This window comes from Saccharospirillum sp. HFRX-2, from assembly GCF_043196805.1.
Classification (GTDB): domain Bacteria; phylum Pseudomonadota; class Gammaproteobacteria; order Pseudomonadales; family Natronospirillaceae; genus Saccharospirillum.
This window is the reverse complement of the sequence record NZ_JBEBMU010000003.1, coordinates 81,250-99,182: the sequence shown is the minus strand read 5'-3', so window position 1 is coordinate 99,182 and position 17,933 is coordinate 81,250. Positions and strand designations below refer to the sequence as shown.

The 17,933-nt window shown below is 56.3% G+C and carries 16 protein-coding genes; 5 read left to right on the top strand and 11 right to left on the bottom strand.

Annotation, left to right across the window (positions count from 1 at the left end):
* Positions 1 to 46: 46 nt before the first annotated feature.
* The 5 genes from xylF to ABMA60_RS08795 all read right to left on the bottom strand — a co-directional run bounded on the left by xylF (position 47) and on the right by ABMA60_RS08795 (position 6,151).
* Positions 47 to 1,075 carry a D-xylose ABC transporter substrate-binding protein gene (xylF, locus tag ABMA60_RS08815; protein WP_392801673.1) on the bottom strand — a complete coding sequence of 343 codons (1,029 nt, stop codon included), beginning with the start codon at positions 1,073 to 1,075 and terminating at the stop codon, positions 47 to 49.
* Positions 1,076 to 1,345: 270 nt separating this feature from the next.
* Positions 1,346 to 2,956 (bottom strand): glycoside hydrolase family 43 protein, encoded by a 1,611-nt coding sequence (locus ABMA60_RS08810; protein ID WP_392801671.1) that lies wholly within the window; start codon positions 2,954 to 2,956, stop codon positions 1,346 to 1,348.
* Between the two features lie 10 nt (positions 2,957 to 2,966).
* Entirely contained in the window at positions 2,967 to 3,812 is an 846-nt protein-coding gene (locus ABMA60_RS08805; RefSeq protein ID WP_392801668.1) for a carbohydrate ABC transporter permease, read from the bottom strand.
* A gap of 9 nt (positions 3,813 to 3,821) precedes the next feature.
* Complete coding sequence (locus ABMA60_RS08800) at positions 3,822 to 4,772, bottom strand: carbohydrate ABC transporter permease (RefSeq protein WP_392801665.1); 951 nt, start codon at positions 4,770 to 4,772, stop codon at positions 3,822 to 3,824.
* Positions 4,773 to 4,885: 113 nt separating this feature from the next.
* A complete protein-coding gene (locus ABMA60_RS08795) occupies positions 4,886 to 6,151 on the bottom strand; it encodes an extracellular solute-binding protein (protein ID WP_392801662.1) in 1,266 nt (421 codons plus the stop codon).
* 244 nt (positions 6,152 to 6,395) lie between these two features.
* Here ABMA60_RS08795 and ABMA60_RS08790 point away from each other — a divergent pair, with 244 nt between their 5' ends.
* Positions 6,396 to 7,580 carry an ROK family protein gene (locus tag ABMA60_RS08790; RefSeq protein ID WP_392801659.1) on the top strand — a complete coding sequence of 395 codons (1,185 nt, stop codon included), beginning with the start codon at positions 6,396 to 6,398 and terminating at the stop codon, positions 7,578 to 7,580.
* Between the two features lie 16 nt (positions 7,581 to 7,596).
* Here the strand turns inward: ABMA60_RS08790 and ABMA60_RS08785 are convergent, their stop codons facing one another.
* The 4 genes from ABMA60_RS08785 to ABMA60_RS08770 all read right to left on the bottom strand — a co-directional run bounded on the left by ABMA60_RS08785 (position 7,597) and on the right by ABMA60_RS08770 (position 11,002).
* Complete coding sequence (locus ABMA60_RS08785) at positions 7,597 to 8,430, bottom strand: hypothetical protein (protein WP_392801657.1); 834 nt, start codon at positions 8,428 to 8,430, stop codon at positions 7,597 to 7,599.
* A 76-nt stretch (positions 8,431 to 8,506) separates the two neighbouring features.
* Positions 8,507 to 9,826 carry a xylose isomerase gene (gene xylA, locus ABMA60_RS08780; protein ID WP_392801654.1) on the bottom strand — a complete coding sequence of 440 codons (1,320 nt, stop codon included), beginning with the start codon at positions 9,824 to 9,826 and terminating at the stop codon, positions 8,507 to 8,509.
* Between the two features lie 157 nt (positions 9,827 to 9,983).
* The gene (locus ABMA60_RS08775; RefSeq protein ID WP_392801652.1) at positions 9,984 to 10,370 is read right to left on the bottom strand and encodes a VOC family protein; all 387 of its coding nucleotides are present in this window, start codon (positions 10,368 to 10,370) and stop codon (positions 9,984 to 9,986) included.
* 29 nt (positions 10,371 to 10,399) lie between these two features.
* Positions 10,400 to 11,002: an RNA polymerase sigma factor gene (locus ABMA60_RS08770; protein WP_392801650.1), complete on the bottom strand. Its 603-nt coding sequence runs from the start codon at positions 11,000 to 11,002 to the stop codon at positions 10,400 to 10,402.
* Between the two features lie 323 nt (positions 11,003 to 11,325).
* On the opposite strand from ABMA60_RS08770, the gene amt reads away from it, so the two are divergent.
* Positions 11,326 to 13,506 (top strand): ammonium transporter, encoded by a 2,181-nt coding sequence (gene amt, locus ABMA60_RS08765; RefSeq protein ID WP_392801648.1) that lies wholly within the window; start codon positions 11,326 to 11,328, stop codon positions 13,504 to 13,506.
* A gap of 61 nt (positions 13,507 to 13,567) precedes the next feature.
* Here the strand turns inward: amt and ABMA60_RS08760 are convergent, their stop codons facing one another.
* Both ABMA60_RS08760 and ABMA60_RS08755 read right to left on the bottom strand, forming a co-directional pair.
* Complete coding sequence (locus ABMA60_RS08760) at positions 13,568 to 14,245, bottom strand: glutathione S-transferase (protein ID WP_392801645.1); 678 nt, start codon at positions 14,243 to 14,245, stop codon at positions 13,568 to 13,570.
* Positions 14,232 to 15,563, bottom strand: a complete 1,332-nt coding sequence (locus ABMA60_RS08755; RefSeq protein ID WP_392801643.1) for a TolC family outer membrane protein — start codon at positions 15,561 to 15,563, stop codon at positions 14,232 to 14,234. The genes ABMA60_RS08760 and ABMA60_RS08755 overlap by 14 nt, the downstream gene beginning before the upstream one ends.
* 272 nt (positions 15,564 to 15,835) lie before the next feature.
* Between ABMA60_RS08755 and ABMA60_RS08750 the strand changes: the two genes are divergently transcribed.
* The 3 genes from ABMA60_RS08750 to cpdA all read left to right on the top strand — a co-directional run bounded on the left by ABMA60_RS08750 (position 15,836) and on the right by cpdA (position 17,815).
* Entirely contained in the window at positions 15,836 to 16,444 is a 609-nt protein-coding gene (locus ABMA60_RS08750; RefSeq protein WP_392801640.1) for an NUDIX domain-containing protein, read from the top strand.
* Between the two features lie 7 nt (positions 16,445 to 16,451).
* Positions 16,452 to 16,895 (top strand): DUF1249 domain-containing protein, encoded by a 444-nt coding sequence (locus ABMA60_RS08745; RefSeq protein ID WP_392801637.1) that lies wholly within the window; start codon positions 16,452 to 16,454, stop codon positions 16,893 to 16,895.
* A gap of 122 nt (positions 16,896 to 17,017) precedes the next feature.
* Positions 17,018 to 17,815 (top strand): 3',5'-cyclic-AMP phosphodiesterase, encoded by a 798-nt coding sequence (gene cpdA / locus ABMA60_RS08740; RefSeq protein WP_392801635.1) that lies wholly within the window; start codon positions 17,018 to 17,020, stop codon positions 17,813 to 17,815.
* Positions 17,816 to 17,933: the final 118 nt, after the last annotated feature.

Genomic DNA, 17,933 nt, shown 5'->3' with positions numbered 1-17,933 from the left:
AACCGGGAACAGCAAGCCGGACTGGAACGTCCGGCTTACCCTAGTCTCAGTTACAGACAGCGACCTGACCAGAGGGCACGCCCTGGCAAACAGTCGCACGATCAACCCAGCCGGCGTCGATCACTTCGTTCAGGTTATTGCGGGTAATCGGCAACGGCGCCAGGAAGATGGCGTTCATGGTCACGCCATTGGGACCATCGCTCCAGGTGGTGGCACCCGGTACATCTTCCAGCGGAGTACCGCTTGCCATCAGGAAGGCAATGTTGGCGGCGGCTTTACCCAGCTCACGGGCATCTTTCCAAACTGAAACAGTCTGAGTGCCCAACGCGATACGGTTCAGCGCCGCGTGGTCACCATCCTGACCAGAGACCGGCACAACACCATCCAGACCTTGGGCAGACAGCGCCGAGACCACACCACCGGCGGTACCATCGTTAGAGGCAACGACGGCATCGACATTGTTGTTGTTGGCCGTCAGGAACTGCTCCATGTTGCGTTGCGCATTGGCCGGAATCCAGCCATCGGTATAGGCTTCACCGACATTGCGAATCGCACCGCTATCGATGGCGCCTTGCAGCACATCCAATTGACCAGCGTGCAGGAAGTCGGCATTGGGATCGGCTGGCGAGCCTTTGATAAACACATAATTACCGGTCGGCTGTTGTTCAAACACAGCACGCGCCTGCAAACGACCCACTTCGCGGTTGTCGAAGGTCAGATAGAACGCATCGGGGTTTTCGATCAGACGGTCGTAACCGACCACCGGAATGCCTTCATCGGCAGCGGCCTGAACCGCCGGACCAATGGCACTGGAGTCCTGCGCCAGGATGATCAGCGCATCGGCGCCATTGGCGATCAGGCTTTCTACATCGGTCAATTGCTTGGCTGCCGATGACTGTGCATCGGCAGAAATATAATCGGCACCGAGGCGATCAAGCGCGCCTTTGATGGCGGCCTCGTCAGTTTTCCAGCGTTCTTCCTGGAAGTTGGACCAGGACACGCCAATGGTGATGTCGTGGGCAAGGACGGGAAGGGCACAAACACTCAGGCCGAGTGCGATCAGCGTACGTTTCATGAATTGCTCCTAGCTTGTCTGCTTTGTTGTTGTTATTGCGCTACAGCCATCGAAGGAGAGCTTCGATATTATTTTTATTACGCGAATTTATTCTTTTCGAAAAGGGCCATCACAGTCAATAGAAAGGCCAATAACTTTGGTATTAGTTCGTTTTTTAGGCAGTTCCTTCATGTTTTTATTCGCCTCTGGAATAAAAAAGACCCGGCCGTCTTCCCTGAGACAAGCCGGGCCAGGTGGCACCGCAGGACGAACGAAGCCAAAGACAACCCTTTAATCACGCTCCTGATAATGAAAATCCGCAAAGTCGGCCACGCCGGCTGTACCGGCCAGATCCTGAGCCGCCATACCGACAAAGGCACCGGTAAAATTATTGCCCGCGCCGGTTCCGGCTTCGTCGCTGAGCCAGGAATGTTCCAGCTTTAACGGCAGCCGCTGCCAGTCACCGCCGGCTACGGCAAAGGAAAAATACAGATGCTCGAAATGGACCTCGGCACGCAATCGAATCGGCCCCGGTGGTAAGGCAATGGGCGACGCACCGAGCGGATAAAGCGCATGGCCGTTACTGTCCCCCTGACAACTCATGACCGCCAGACAGCGACCAAGCTGCTCATCAGAACTGACGTACAGATAGTGGTATTTGCGCGAGTTGTAGTAACACACCAGGCCAGCCATCTGCTGGAAATGTTCCGGCTCGAACTCCAAGGTCGTGGTCGCGGTAAATTGATGCGCCTGCTGACGCCGCGCCACCAGGGCCGAGCGATATAGACTGCCCAAAGATTCACGACCATAAAGACGCAAATAGCCCGGACGTTCAGTCAGGCTAAACAGCTGATCAGGATAAGGCGTGCGCAGCCATTGAAAAGCCATGGGCAGTTCGGCGCTGGAAAAATCGCTGACTTCATCTCGCGGTTGCGGGGTTTTATGAACCTCGACGCCTTTCGGCGGTAGCACTTCCACTCTCGGTGTCGGGTCACCATCGAGCGGCCAGGGCCAGCCATCGTCGCGCCACTCCAGACGCTGAATCGCCGTTTCACGACCGAGCGGACTGCGACCACGATTGCGCAACGGCCGGCTGCACAGATGCACCAAAAAGGTCTCACCCTCGGCGGTTTCTACCCAGTCACCATGGCCGGCGCGCTGCAAATGCGCTTGCGGATTAGTACGCGCCGTAGTGATGTGCGTCAGCGGATGCAGTTCGTACGGACCGTCGATATTGCGCGACCGTGCCAAGGTGCAGGCATGATCGTATTCGGTGCCACCTTCGGCGGTGAGCAAATAATAATAACCACCCCGTTTATACAGATGCGGTCCTTCTTCCATGCCCAGGTTGCTGCCATGAAAAATGTTTCGCACCGGGCCAAAAGGCTGCAGTGTTTCGGCGTTTAATTCCTGCAGCACAATGCCGCCGAACGAGGGTTTTCCCGGCCGGTAATCCCAGAGCATATTCACGAACCATTTACGGCCGTCATCGTCATGAAACAGCGACGGATCAAAGCCACTGGAATTGACATAAACCGGAGCACTCCAGTCGCCATCAATGCTGGCGCATGTGGTGATGTAATTATGAGCGTCTTTGGCGTCACCCTTGTGGCGTTTTACATCGGTATAGACCAGATAAAACAAGCCATCGCTGTAGGTTAAACAGGGTGCCCAAACACCACAGGAATCGGGGTTGCCACGCATGTCGAGCAAGTCCGGACGGTTCAGCGGCCGCGCTACCAGAGTCCAGTTCACCAGGTCTTTGGAGTGATGAATCTGCACACCCGGATACCACTCAAAGGTGGATGTGGCGATGTAATAATCCGAGCCGACGCGGCAAATGGACGGGTCCGGATTAAAGCCCGGAAGAATCGGATTTTGAATGCGAATATCAGTGCTCATCGAAACTCCACTAACCTTTGACAGCGCCACCGGTCAAACCGGCAACGATGTATTTTTGGGCGAATAAAAAGAACACCACCGCTGGCAAAATGGTGATGGTGATATAGGCCAGAATGCGATTCCATTCAGCGCCGTATTGACCGCGAAATTCCATCAAGCCGAGCGGCCATGGATAAACCGCTGAATCATTCAGCATGATCAGCGGAAAGATGTAATTGTTCCAACTTTGCACCAGAACAAAAACGCCCACGGTCGCCAATATCGGTTGTGACAACGGAATCACAATGCGCCAGAAAAAGCGGCCGTAACCGCAGCCATCGACCAGCGCTGCCTCGAATAAATCCTTGGGTAATTGTTCAAAAAAAGTTCGGAACAAAAGCACACTCATGGCCAGGCCAAAAGCCACTTGCGGCAGAATGACACCGGCGTAGGTATCGAGCAGACCCAGATCCCGAATCTTGATAAACAAGGGCAAAATCGCCGTCGCACCGGGAAACATCATGCCCAGGATGACGTACGAATAGAGGTAATTGCGGCCAGCGAATTTGATGTGCGAAAAAGTAAACGCCAGCATCGATGCCAGTATCAACACCAGCGCCACGGTAAAGCCGGTGATCAAAACGGAGTTACCGAGCATGCGCCAGGTATCGGGACTGATCAGAATGTCCCAGTAGGCGCTGGTCTGCCAGACTTCCGGTAAGCCGAGCGGATTGGCGCGCAGCTCGCCCTGAGTTTTAAACCCACCGAGCACCGTGATCCAGAACGGCAACAGCACGAAAACAGCGGTGATCAGCATCAGGCCCCAGCGAGCCAGGCGCGCCGAATAACCGATTTCCAGTTGGGTGTTTGCGGTCATAAGGGTCTCCTAGTCGCGCTGGCGCATGACAAAGCGCTGATAACTGAAAGCAAACACAGCGCAGGCCAAAAACAGCACCACGGCAACGGCGCTGCCAAAACCGACGCGCGTACGCACGATGCCGAACTCATAGAGATAGGTGACGATGGTGTGCGCCGAACCGCCCGGGCCACCGGATTGCACCAGTGGCATCGCCATTTCGAAAAACTGCAACGCACCTATCACGCTGAAGAAAATCGATAAGCGAATCGCCGGCCAGATCAACGGCAGCTTAACCTTGGTGATGATTTTCCAGGGACTCGCACCATCGAGCTTGGCGGCTTCAATCATGTCATCGGAAATGCCCTGCAAACCGGCGATATAAATCATCATGTGGTAACCAAAATACTTCCAGATCACCACCACCAGAATGGCATTGAAGGCCCAGTCGGAATCGGCCAGCGGATAAAAGGCGTCCATATTAAAAAAGCCGGTGATGGCCGCAACCAGGCCGGTACCGCCGTCGTAAATAAAACGCCAGATCAGACCGGCAACGACGTCAGCAAGAATAAAGGGCAGAAAGAAGATCAACCGGAACAGATTGTTGACCCGGCTTTTTGACGCCACAGCGAGCGCCACGGCCATCGCCAGTGGCAACTGGATGGCCAGAGAAATCAGCACAATTTTTATGGTGTTCCAGACCGCTACATGAAACACATCGTGTTGCAGCATTTGCGCAAAATTGCGCAGCCCCACCCAGCGACCGCCTTCGGACAGTTCGGTAAAACCGTTCCAGCGAAAGAAGGAATAAATACCGGATTCGCTGATGGGCAGAATGACAAAGAGCGTAAATACCGTCAGCGCCGGCGGCAAAAACAGCAGCAAGGTTGTCAGCCGGCCACCGGAGTTATTGCGGTAAAACCAACTGTTCAGGCGTTGGCGCCAGCCGGACGAATGCGACGGCAAAATCTGGGTGCTCATGAGCGTGACCTAAGTAGTGCGACAGCGTGACCTAAATAGTGCTACCGGTCGCTGCCTGTCGCTTTAACGAGCAGACAGCGCCGGTGATTTTTATTGTTTATAGCAACGACCGATTAACGGAAATCCCAGGCTTCCTGGATGCGCTCAACCGCGCCTTCCGGATCTTCGTCGCCAGAGGTCAGCTCGGCGGAAATGTCGTTGATCACACCGCCGACATCAGCACCCAGGGCCTGATCCCAGAACACCTGATGCCAGGATGAGCGGGCGATGTTTTCGGCAATCACCTTCATGTGCGGGTTCTGCACCGAGCTTTCCGCACCACGGGCCACCGGGATGATGATGTCCTGCTCGGCCAATTTGGCCTGGTTTTCCGGCGACAGGAAGAAGGTCAGCCATTCGACCGCCGCGTCGGTGCCATTGCCTGCGGTAAAGGCCCAGCCATCAACACCGCCCAGAGTCGCGCTGGGGTCGCCGTCACCGCCTTCAACAGCCGGGAAGCTGAAGTAACCGAGGTCGGCATCGCTGACGCCTTCGCCACTTTCACTTTCCGAACGCTGCACGCCGATGTCCCACTCACCCATCAGATGAATAGCGGCCTGGTGATTACCGAAGACGTTCGCCGCTTCGTTGTACTTGGCACCCAGATAGCCTGGCTGGAACGGATCCAGATCAGCGAGCCGTTGCAGTTCAACACCGGCGCGAACATAAGCCGGATTTTCGAAGCTGGCTTCGTCGGCGAGGATGTCGTTAAACAGTTCCTGACCACCGATGCGCATGGCCAGGTAAGTCCAGTAGAAGTGCAGCGGCCAGCGCTCACCACCACCGGCGGCGATCGGCGTAATGCCGGCGTCTTTGATTTCCTGAACGACTTCCAGGAAGTCATCCCAGGTTTCGATGTCGTCAGCCGACACCCCGGCCTGTTCGAACAGTCGCTTGTTGTACCAGAAACCGACCTGAGCCAGTCGGTAAGGCGCGCCATACAGACGGCCGTCGATTTCAAAGGCGGACAGGGCTCCCGGTGAGATGTTCTCACGCAGGCCATCGGCCTGATCGGTGATGTCGGCAAGCAAACCGGAAGTGGCACGGGTGCGATAGTTGGCACCGCCGAAGCTCCAGTACAGATGCGGTTTGGCGGACGATTGCAGCAGCGTCGGCAGGCGTTGCTTCATGGCCGAGTCGTCCTGGAATTCCAGATTGACCTGAATGTCCGGGTGCTGGGCTTCGAAATCCTGGCGGATCTCTTCCCAGGCAGCGCGGATTTTTTCATCTTGCTGGTTGTGCAAGACGTTCACTACTTCTTCCGCTTGCACGCTGACGGCTGCGGCAGCCAGGCTGAAAGCCGCCAGCGAAGCCGGCAGCAGGGTCTTAAAGCGAGTCATGGTCGGTCCTCCTGGGAAGCTCTATGCAAGGCATGCGAGGCTCCCCTTGGTTTTATTGTCTTTGTTTTACCAAGTAAGCGTCTGGCAACGCTTCGGGACTTTAGCGGTGTTGCCACTAAATTTAAGTCTCAAACTAAATAGACCATAACCGCCTTTGCGATGTCAAAATATTTTCGAGAGTCGACTAAAAAGTATCGAAACCCTAAACTGGCCGACTTGTCCGAAAAACCTTAGAGCCGGCTGCATGAAGAAGACCGACACCGAACAGATCCGCGCCGCTAACCGCGTCGATATCATCAATGCACTGCGTGTTTTCGGCCCGGTGGCCCGCGTCGATATTGGCCGCATTACCAAACTGAGCCCGGCAACGGTCACCGCTATCACCTCTGAGCTGGCCGGCGAAGGCGTGATTGAGGAAGTGCAGGCGCCGACGCCGAGCACCGGACGTGGCCGCCCCCGGGTGCTGATCGACCTGAATCCGAATCACGCCTGTGTGCTGGGCATCAAGCTGTCGATCAACGAAATCCGGCTGATGCTTGGTGATCTCAAAGGCAACATCCTGGCCGAAAGCGTGGTCACCGCGAAAACCCAGGCCCACAATCAGGATTCACTCAATGAAATGCTGGTCAGCCAGGCCAAGCGGTTTATGGCGGATTATCCTCAGCAGGCGCAACGCCTGGTCAGTCTGGGCATCGCCATTCAGGGTTTTGTCGATGTGCACGCCGGCGATGTGGTGTGGAGCCCGGCGCTGAACATGCGTCACGTCAATCTGACCCGGGCGCTGGAAGAAGCCTTCAACTGCCCGGTCGAATTAGCCAACGACGCCAACTGCATCGCCTACGCCATTCACAAACAGCCGGACTACGCCAATTGCCGCGACTTCGCGGTGATCATGATCGGCTACGGTGTGGGCGGTGGTTTGATCGTCGGCGGTGAACTTTACAGCGGTCATTTTGGCGCCGCCGCTGAGTTCGGCCACACCAAATTCAGTCACGAAGGCCCGCAGTGCGCCTGTGGCAAACGCGGCTGCATCGAAGCCTATGTGGCCGACTATGCGCTCTATCGCGACGCCAGCGCCGTGATGGATTTACCCGCTACCGACCGCCGTCACCCCTCGGAAAAACAGATGGGTCGACTGACGCAGTTGGCGATCGAAGGGGATGCCGCGGCCAGCCGTTTATTTCATCAGGCCGGCAAGGCGCTGGGCTTTGGCATTGCCAATATCCTGGCCTTGCTGAGTCCGCAGAAAGTCGTGGTTACCGGTCCGGGTGTGCGTGCCTATGAGCAGATGCAGGCGGGTATTGTCGAAGGCATCGACGATTCGTTGATTCCGGAACTGATCGGCCGCGCCGATATCGATCCCTACCCCTGGTCCCAGGATATGACCGGCAAAGGCATCATCGCGCTGGCATTGAAACACTTCCGCTAAGCCGCCGCGGCGCGCTTTATTCACCGCGCCGACGCGGTGCCGGACAGATCAGATGTTCGGCGCGCAGATGAAACATTTCCACTTCCGGATTGCTGAAAAACCCGACTTCCCAGGGGTTTTTAGCGATAAAGGCTTCCTGCACCGTGCGAAACAGCGGCGTGTCCTTCGGCACATCAAAGGCGTGCCCGCTGATAATGCTGTAATTCCATTCAATGGCCTGCTCAAAGGCGTAGGTCGCGCGGTTGTCGATGGCAAAGAGACAGCGGTTATCGCGTTTAAGCAAGGCGGATTTGAAAGTACTGGGAAAGGTAATAAAGAAAATATCGTCCGCTTCGGTCGACAAAAACGCCATCACCGTGGTGTGCGGTTGCTGCTCGGCATGGGTGACCAATACGCCGACTTTGTTGTCGCGTTCATCGTTATCGATGTCCGGTAACTGCGTCATCGGCGTTGGCGGTAACGCCTGCTCGGGTCGCGCATCTTGCGGAAATTGATAACCGGATTGCTGATATTCCAGCACCACCGACAGCCCGTAAAACACCTGAAATTCCACCGGCCGGACCAACACCCGATTGTCATCCAGACGCACCACCTGCCCTTTGTAAGACAGACGATAGACGCGCAATTGCGCATCGTATTCCGACACACCGGTGCGATTATCCAGATGGATGGTGATGCGTGCGCCCGGCGTTAACCGATGGCCACGGGCAAAACGCAGCTCCAGTTCATTATCTGCACGCAACTGGGCGCCGCAGATATAGACATCGGTCTCGTGCCCGGCATCAAGGTAAGTCGCCGCCACCGCTAAAACCGGAGACGGTATAAAATCACTCAGCCTTTGTTCGGTCATCAATCGGCTCTCTTTAGTCGTCTGGCGCAGTATAGGGCAACGCCAGACGACTGGGCAGAGAGCCGTTCAGCCAGAGTTATTTATAGATCACCCGGTTAACCCGGTTCTCCAGCATTTCCTGATGGCTCGATACCGGTTCCGGTTTCAGGTTCTGCTCAACGGCGTAATTGGCAACCGCTTCCAGATCCCATTTGCCACCCAGGATGTTGCGCCCCAGGTCACCCTGCCAGCCCGCGTAACGCTGCTCGACAAAGTCGCTGAGCGTCTTCTGCTCGACCAGTTCGGCCGCCTTGGTGAAGGCCAGTGCCAGCACATCCATAGCGCCGACATGCGCATGGAACAGATCGCTCGGGTCGATGGAGGTACGGCGCAGCTTGGTATCGAAATTAAAACCGCCGGTGGTGAAACCGCCCGCCTGGATAATGTGGTAACAGGCCAGCGTCATTTCCTCGACCGAGTTGGGGAACTGATCGGTATCCCAGCCGTTCTGGTGATCACCGCGGTTGGCATCGACCGAACCTAAAATGCCCAACGATCCGGCGGTGGCAATTTCGTGCTCGAAGGTATGACCGGCCAGAGTGGCGTGGTTCACTTCGATGTTCACCTTGATCTCTTTTTCCAGACCGTACTTCTGCAGGAAACCAAAGACGGTGGCGGAATCGTAATCGTACTGATGTTTGGTCGGCTCCTGCGGCTTGGGCTCGATCAGCAAGGTGCCTTTGAAACCGATCTTATGCTTGTACTCAACCACCATCTGCATAAAGCGACCGAGCTGTTCCTGCTCACGTTTGAGGTCGGTATTGAGCAGCGTTTCGTAACCTTCACGACCGCCCCAGAGCACATAATTAGCGCCACCGAGACGGTGGGTTGCAGACATCGCATGCTGTACCTGCGAAGCCGCATAAGCGAAGACTTCCGGATTGGGATTGGTCGCCGCGCCGGCCATATAACGCTTGGCACCGAAATTCTTGGCCGTGCCCCAAAGCAGTTTCATGCCGGTTTCGGCTTGCTTGGCTTCGGCGCGTTCAATCATTTCATCGAAGTTGCGGCGGCTTTCACGAATGCTGTCGCCTTCCGGGGCGATGTCGTAGTCGTGGAAGGTCCAGAACGGCGCGCCAACTTTGGTGAAAAATTCAAACGCCACATCCATTTTCTGATGCGCCAGCGCCATCGGCTCCGCGCCCTTGTGCCAGGGCCGGTCAAAGGTGCCTTCACCGAACACATCAAAACCGTCCCAGCAGAAGCTGTGCCAGTAACAGACCGCAAAGCGCAGTTGTTCCGCCAGGGTTTTACCCAGTACCACTCGTTCGGCGTCGTAATGATGGAAAGCCAGGGGATTGTCGGAGTCGGGGCCTTCGTAGCGAACCGGCTCGATCTCGCTGAAATAGGTCGACATGGTGGGTCCTCTCGTATCGACGGCCCGGATCAGGGCCATTGTTGTTGTTTTTAATTTACCTCTCGAATTTATAATGAGGAAGATTGCCGAACGAGTCAAACAAAAAAGCCAGTCCAGCGAATGACCGCCTGGACTGGCCGCTGCTGACCAACTGAACTCAGGGTTTTAACGATCGCGGCAGTTCGCCGGATTGCCACAAGCCCAGACCAAAGCCATCCGGGTCCAGAAAGTCGGCACTCCAGCCACCCGGTGCTTCGGATACCGGCGTCACTATGGTTACGCCCGCGTCCGCAAGCTCAGCGACGATGTCGTCGATGCCGCCGTCATCCACTTCAAAAACAACAGCCGGGGTATTGCCGCGCTCGCCTTCCATCTCGAAGAAGATCAAATCCAGGCCATTGCTCAATTGGCCTTGCAACCAGAACGGCTCGGCACCTTCCATGCGTTGCAAATCGAGCGCCAGGGTTTCGTTATAAAACTTCTCGGTGCGCGCAATATCGCTGACGTAATAGACGATGCTGGCGCTTTTGGGTTTGAAGCTCATGGTGGTTTCCTTGTTGTGGGTTCATGGCCTTATTGCCGCCAAGCAGGCATTTGTGAGCCGCGAATAACAAAAAGATGGCCATCCGGGTCGTGACTGGCCAAAGCACCACCGCGATAAAACAACTTCGACAACAGCGCTTGCCGAATCCGGCCGTACGCCAGCCCCGGCAGCAAACCGGGTAAATCGACCGGGATTGTCAGTTGCTGCCGCCGGGCCTGCTGTTTCAACACCACAATTCGCTGACGCAGACTGGTATCGCTCAGCCTCAGCAAATACTGGATTTCACGACGGCTGTGACCGGACAACGCCAGCAGCGCGACGGCTTTCAAGGCTGGCGTCAGACGGCCAAGCCAAGCAGCCATGTCGGTTGGGTCCGGCGCTTCCAGCTGTGAATGTTCGTTCGCCCAAAGCGTTTCACGGTTTTGTCGACGCCGCTTTGTCCGAGCGGCCATCCGCGCTTTATTGCGCACCGTACCCACCAGCCATTGGCGCGTTTCCTGCGTTTCAAAATCCACTCGTCCAACTTCAAACGCCGCCAGATAGGCGTCCTGCACCACGTCTTCAACCTCACTGGCATCGACTAAAAGACGGCGCGCCAGGGCGCACAATTGAGGGTATTGGCTGGGTCGCATGGAGGCTGCTCTGGTTTAGATGGAATCCGGCTGGTCGCCAATGTTCCGGCGACCAGATGACACTGGTCAATTATTAATCCATTTGCCGCCAAAATACTGTCCAACACAGAACCAGTCGAGTAATCTTGCTCGGCCACTGTCCCCAGAACGACAGGGACTTCCAACGATACGCTCGCGCTGTTCAAACTCACCAGACCCGCCCCGTTGTTTGAGGACGAGCGATGTTTATTTTGCCTTCACCCCCGATGCGCCGCCCTGGGCGTTCCCTACTTGCTTTAATAATATTCATCCTTGGTTTCAGTGCATCGGTTCAGGCTGCGGATTTGCCTGAGTTGGATGTCGACGCCAAGCTCGATTTGCTGTGGATCGGCATCAGCGCCGTTCTGGTGTTCTTTATGCAGGCCGGTTTCTGCCTGCTGGAGACCGGTTCAATCCGTAAAAAGAACAGCTTTAATGTCGCGGTCAAGAACATGTCCGACCTGCTGTTGTCGGTAATCGGTTTCTGGATGATCGGTTACGCCCTGATGTTTGGCAGCTCGGTCGGCGGTTGGTTCGGCACCAGCGATTTCTTTTTCAGCGACAGCCACGCACCCTTCGACATCATGTTCTTTTTGTTCCAGATGATGTTTGCCGGTACCGCCGCCACCATCGTCTCCGGCGCCGTGGCCGAGCGCATGCATTTCAGCGGTTATCTGATTATTTCGGTGGTCATCGCCGCGCTGATTTATCCGCTGGTCGGCCACTGGATCTGGAACGGCGACGGCTGGCTGGCGCAACGCGGTTTTATCGATTTCGCCGGTTCTACCGTGGTGCACTCCACCGGCGCCTGGTTGGCACTGGCGGGCATCATCGTGCTGGGACCACGCTTTGGGCGTTTCACCGCCGACGGCAAAGTCAGCCCTATGATGGGACACGACCTGCTGCTCACCACGCTCGGTGTCTTCATTCTTTGGTTTGGCTGGTTCGGTTTTAACGGCGGCAGTGAGCTGGCGTTCAGCAGCGCCGTGCCGGGCATTCTGTTTAACACCACCCTGGCCGCTGCGGCTGGTGGTGCAGTCTGTTTGGTGCTCGGTCGACTGATCAGCCCGGTGATTCGCATTGAGCTGATTCTCAATGGCGTGCTCGGTGGTCTGGTCGCGGTCACCGCCGGTTGCGCGGTACTGCATCCCATTGGAGCGGTCATCATTGGTGCCTGTGGAGGTTTGATCGCCCATTTCGCCAGCGAATTCTTGCTGCGTATCTGCAAGCTGGACGATCCCGTTAGTGCGGTTGCTGTCCACGGTTTTGCCGGCGCCTGGGGCACCCTGGCGTTGGCTTTTCTAGCACCGGTGGAAAACCTCAATCACGGCATGATGGCACAGCTTGGTGTGCAGGCACTGGGCGTTGGCGCGGTGTTGTTGTGGTCTCTGGGCACCGGTTTTATTTTGTTCCTGGCGCTGAAAGCGACCAGGATGCTGCGTGTGTCCGAAGCCTTCGAAGTACAGGGTTTGAATGTATCCGAACACGGCGCGTCCAACAGTTGGCTCGATACCTTGCGCGCCATGCAGAGCGTCATTGAAAGCAAGGATCTGTCGACCCGGGTCGAGGTGGAAATCGGCAGCGAAGCCGGTGAAGTGGCGGCCTGTTTCAACGCCATGATGGATCAGTTCGAAGGCAATATGCGCCGCATGGCGCTGACCTCGACCGAGGTCGATAAAAGCGTCCGCGCCCTGCTGGAATTCAATCAGCAGACCCGTGCTCGTCTGGCCGAGCAGGAAAGCAACAGTCAGGCGATCGGCGAATCGGTCCAGGCGCTGCACGAACAGTTAAAGGCCATCACCCTTCAGACCGCCGAGGTCAATGAGGTGTCCGATCGGGCCAGTTCGGAAATGCAGGGCACGGCCGGTACCATTGCCACCGCAGGCACGGCGGTGGCAACCATGAAAACAAGCATCAACAAAGCCGCTGAACTGTTGGGCCATCTGGATCAGCGCATTATCGATGTCGGTGATGTCACCACCATGATCAACACCATCGCCGAACAGACCAATTTACTGGCGCTCAACGCCGCCATCGAAGCGGCCCGCGCCGGCGACAGCGGTCGTGGTTTTGCGGTGGTTGCCGGTGAAGTGCGCAGCCTGGCAAAACAAACGCAACAATCGACCTTGCGCATCAGCGGTTTGATCGAGCAATTACGCGCTGATGCCGAGCGCGTTAAAACCGCCATCAGCGACGGTGTTGAACAGGCCAACAGCAGCACCGAAACCATCGACAACACCGGCCGTGCCTTGCAACTGATTCACGAAGCCATCGATGGCATGAACCAGATCAGCCATTCAGTGGCTGACACCGTCCGCATTCAGGAGCAGGCCACCGAAACCATTCGCGCCAGCGTCGAACGCATTCACGATACCGCTCAGCAAACCGGCCGTGACATGAGCGACCTGATCAACGACAGCAATCAACTGGAACAGGCCAGTCGCGATATTGCCCAGGCAGTCGCGCAATATCGCTTGCTGCACTGAGACCACAGCAATAAAAAAGCCCGCTCAGGCGGGCTTGTTTATTTTGGCGGACAACGACGCTTCAAGCCGGCGTCATCGGCCCGCCTTTTTCCAGCGCCCGCTGATACGCCGGGCGAGCACGCAAACGCTCAAGATAGTGTTGCAGTGCCGGATAGGCATCCAGGCCAAAACGACTGGCCGCCGCTTCCAGCGGGAAACTCATCTGGATATCGGCCGCCGTCAGCTTATCGCCAGCGAGCCAGTCACGACCCTTGAGCCAGTCATTGAGCACCTTCAGGTGAGTAGTGACCTGAGGACGCAAAAAAGTCTCGACCGCCTTCTGGCTGATCATGCGGGCAATGGGCCGGATAAAGAACGGCATCTTGCCTTGCGGGATTTTACGGAACACCACGGTCATGACCATCAGCGGCATCAGTGAGCCTTCGGCGTAATGCAGCCAGTAAAGGTAATCACTGCGGCCCGGCTCGCCCGGCGCAATGCCCAGTCCGGATTCCGGGTTCTCCTCAACCAGGCTTTCCAGAATGGCGCCGCTTTCAGCCAGAGTACGATCATCCAGCGTCAGCACCGGCGACTTGCCCAAAAGATGCACGTCGCGCAATTCCTTGGGCGCCAGCCAGGAGGCGTTGCGTGGATACCGCTTCACCTCATAAGACCGACCCATTTCCTCGAGCAACCAGAGCACCCGATGCGAGCGGGAATACTCCAGATGATGAACGATCAGCGTTTCAGGGTTGGACAAGATACATCTCCAAGCCTGCCAGATCGGCTTCACTCAACTGACCGGCCGCTTCTTTCAATTGCAGACGGTCAAACACATAGTTGTAACGCGCTTCGGAGTAAGCCTGACGCGCCTGGAACAACGCCTGCTGGGCATTGAGCACTTCAACAATGTTACGGGTGCCGACTTCGTAACCCACCTGAGTGGCTTCCAGCGCGCTTTCGCGAGAGGCCACAACCTGCGCCTGCGCCTGAATATTCTGCACGTCGGTTTGCACCTGATGGTAGAGGTTGGTGACCTGAACGCTGATGCTGCGCTTAAGCAATTCCAGGTTTTGTTCGGCGATGTTGTTATTCAGACCGGTGGTCAGAATTTCCGAGGAGGTTGCACCGCCAGTGTAAATGGGTATCGACAGTGACAGCGCCACAGTTGACGTGGTTCGTTCGCTGAAATCAGTGCCATCAACCAGCGGGTCGCTGTATCTCATGCTAGCGTTAGCACTCAATACGGGCAGCCGGTTATTACGGCGCGCTTGCAGTTCTTTCTGACCCGAGGCCAGACCCTGTTCGGCCGCCAGCACATCCGGATGATTGGCCAGGGCGAAATCGACCCAGTCCTTCAATTCGCCTTCGGCAGGCATTTCAACGGGCAACTCATCACCGAGTGTGAGCACCGAATCCGGCGTTTCACCGATCAGCACTGACAGATTCTGCAGCGCAGTGCTGGCGCTGTTGCGGGCCTGGATCAAGGCAACACGAGTTTCATCCAGTGTCGCCTGGGCATCCATAACATCGGTCACCGTCACCAGACCGACTTCATAACGCTGTTCGGTCTGCTCGAACTGACGCTCAACCGCGGCCAACTGGGCAGCGATGGAATCGCGCGCATCCTGGGCACGCAGAACGTTCAGATAAGCTTCGGCAACGCGCACCATCAAGTCTTGCATGGCGGCTTCGGTCTGGATTTCGACGCGCGACGCATTCAGTTTCAAAGCGCTGTAGGCATCGACCGCCGCCAGCGCAAAGAGGTTTTGCGACACACTGATGCTGGCAGACGCTGCTTGGCAGTTTTCAAAGTCTGGGTTCAGCTGGTAATCCGCTTGGCCTCTGGCTTCACACGCACTGGAAGCACTCCAGCCAGCTTCAGCATTCACCGACGGCAACAGTCGGCTCAAGCCACTTTGCACCTGCACCGCCGCGTTTTCTTGATTCAGCCGCTGCACGGCAATTTCGGGATCTTTGTCCAAAGCCTGATGATAGACATCCATCAGGGAAACCTGAGCCCAGGCACCAGAAGTAACGACCAGTGTCAGGGCACCAGCCAGGGTTCGTAAACGCATCACGCTGTCTCTTCAAAGCTAGGATGAATGGGGTGGCATCATTATGCGGACAACGACTGGCATTTCGCAGCCCATGCGCCCGACTTTACGCCAATAGGTCGACATTGTGGCGATGCCAGTCAAGGCAAAACAGCCCCAAAAGTCACGCCCTGCTTTATATTGTGGGCAACCGAATATCCCGCCTTATCCACTACCAGGCACTGTGTCATACTGGCCGACCCTGACGGCACCAGCACAGTTAACATCCGCTCGCAGCAACCTTTGAGGACCGCATGAAACGCGATACCGACGATTTTCAGTTTCGCATCGACCAGCGCGAAGCACTCTATCGAGGCTTTTATCAGATGGATCGCCTGACCATCAGCCACCAGCGTTTCAATGGCGGTGAGCAACGCATCACGCGCGAAATGATGGACCGCCTGGATGCCGTCTGTGTGTTGCTGGTCGATCTGTCGCTGGATGAGGTGGTGTTGATCGAACAATTCCGCGTCGGTGCCATCAAGACGCCCAACCCCTGGTTGCTGGAAGTGGTGGCGGGTTTGATCGACAAGGATGAGTCACCCGAAGAAGTGGCGCGCCGCGAAGCCATTGAAGAAGCCGGTGTTGAACTCGGCCGTCTGCACCCCATTTCGCACTATCTGCCTTCACCCGGCGGCAGCAACGAAAGCGTCTATCTTTATATAGCCGAAGCCGATGCCAACGCAGCCAAAGGCGTGCACGGCCTGGATGAGGAAGGTGAAGATATCCGCGTGCTGCGCGTGCCTTTCACTCAAGCCTTTGCCGCCTGCCAGGACGGCACCATCAATAACGCCGCTGCGCTGATTGCCTTGCAGTGGTTACAACTGAATGTCGACTGGCTGCGCCAACACTGGAGTCAATAAGGGGCTTATGCCAAAACGCTACGTACCCGACCTGCCGGAACAGAATGCCCTTAGCGAGGCGAATTTTCTGCGTCTGGAAAAACTGTTGGGCGATCTCGATCAACCCCAATATCGCTTTCACTGGTACGGCAGCAGCGCAGCACCGGTGCAGATGGAAGTGGCCATTATCGAGCGCTTCAAATTCACCTCCACGCTGATTCTGACCAAGTCCAACCCGGCCTTACCCGCACCGATTCAGGATATGCAACTGACCATCCGCATGTACCATGATGCCCGCATGGCCGAAGTGGTCAGCTGGGATAACGGTCGTCAATTATCAGGCGTCTACCCCTACCCCAATGAGCGGATGTATCAGATTGACGAAAAAGCCCAGGCCAATCTGTATCTGGGTGAATGGCTGGCGCATTTATTACGCCACGGCATTGCTGAACCGGCCTGGACAGCTCAGTGACAAGACGACGCCACAAAAAATCATAATCGTTGTAATAGTCGTTTAAACGCCGCCACAAGGTCGCTTTTAGCGCTACTTTGGTGTACAAATAACGCTCTACAAACGGACTTCAGGCTTTGATTTTGACTCACCAAACTCTGAATATCGTGCAGATCACCGACCCTCATTTGCACGCCAGCCAGGATGGCACTCTGCTGGGCATGAACACCCAAAAAAGCCTGGATCACATCCTTGAACGCATCCAGGCAGAACAGAATCACATCGATCTGCTGCTGGCCACCGGCGACATCGCTCAGGATGGTTCGGTCGATGCCTATCGTCGCTTTATCCAACTACTGCAACCGCTGAATGCACCGCTGCGTTGGACAGCGGGCAATCACGACAAGCGCGACAACATGAAAGCGGCGCTCGAAGGCCACGAGTCCATTGGCCGGCCGTGCTACGAATTCGACAACTGGGTGGTCATCCTGCTCGACTCCACCGTGCCCGGAAAAGTCTACGGTCACCTGGCCGACGACCAACTGGCACTGCTCGACCAACTGCTCACCCAACATTCAAACAAACACGCCCTGGTCACCTTCCATCATCATCCTTGCTCCATGGGCAGCGTGTGGATGGACAAGATCGGCATCGATAACCCGGATGCACTGCAGGCCATTTTAAGCCGTCACAACAACGTTCGCTGTCTGCTCTGGGGCCATGTGCATCAGGCCAGTGACCGGATCTTTGACGACATTCGCTACCTGTCGACACCCTCGACCTGCGTGCAGTTCACGCCGCAATCGGCAGATTTCGGTGTCGATACCGCCGGCCCAGGCTACCGCTGGCTACAGTTGCACGCCGATGGCAAGATCGACACCGGCTTGTCCCGCGTGGAAGATGTCGATTTCGAGATCGACTTCGGCAGCCAGGGCTATTAAGTACATCTAGGAGCCTCTGAACAACCACCCCAAAGCCTTGGAGAGTTGTTCAGAGGCTCCCTAACTCCCTGAAATTTCAGTCGAAACTCGACGCCGGCGGCGTCGGGGCAGTATCCTT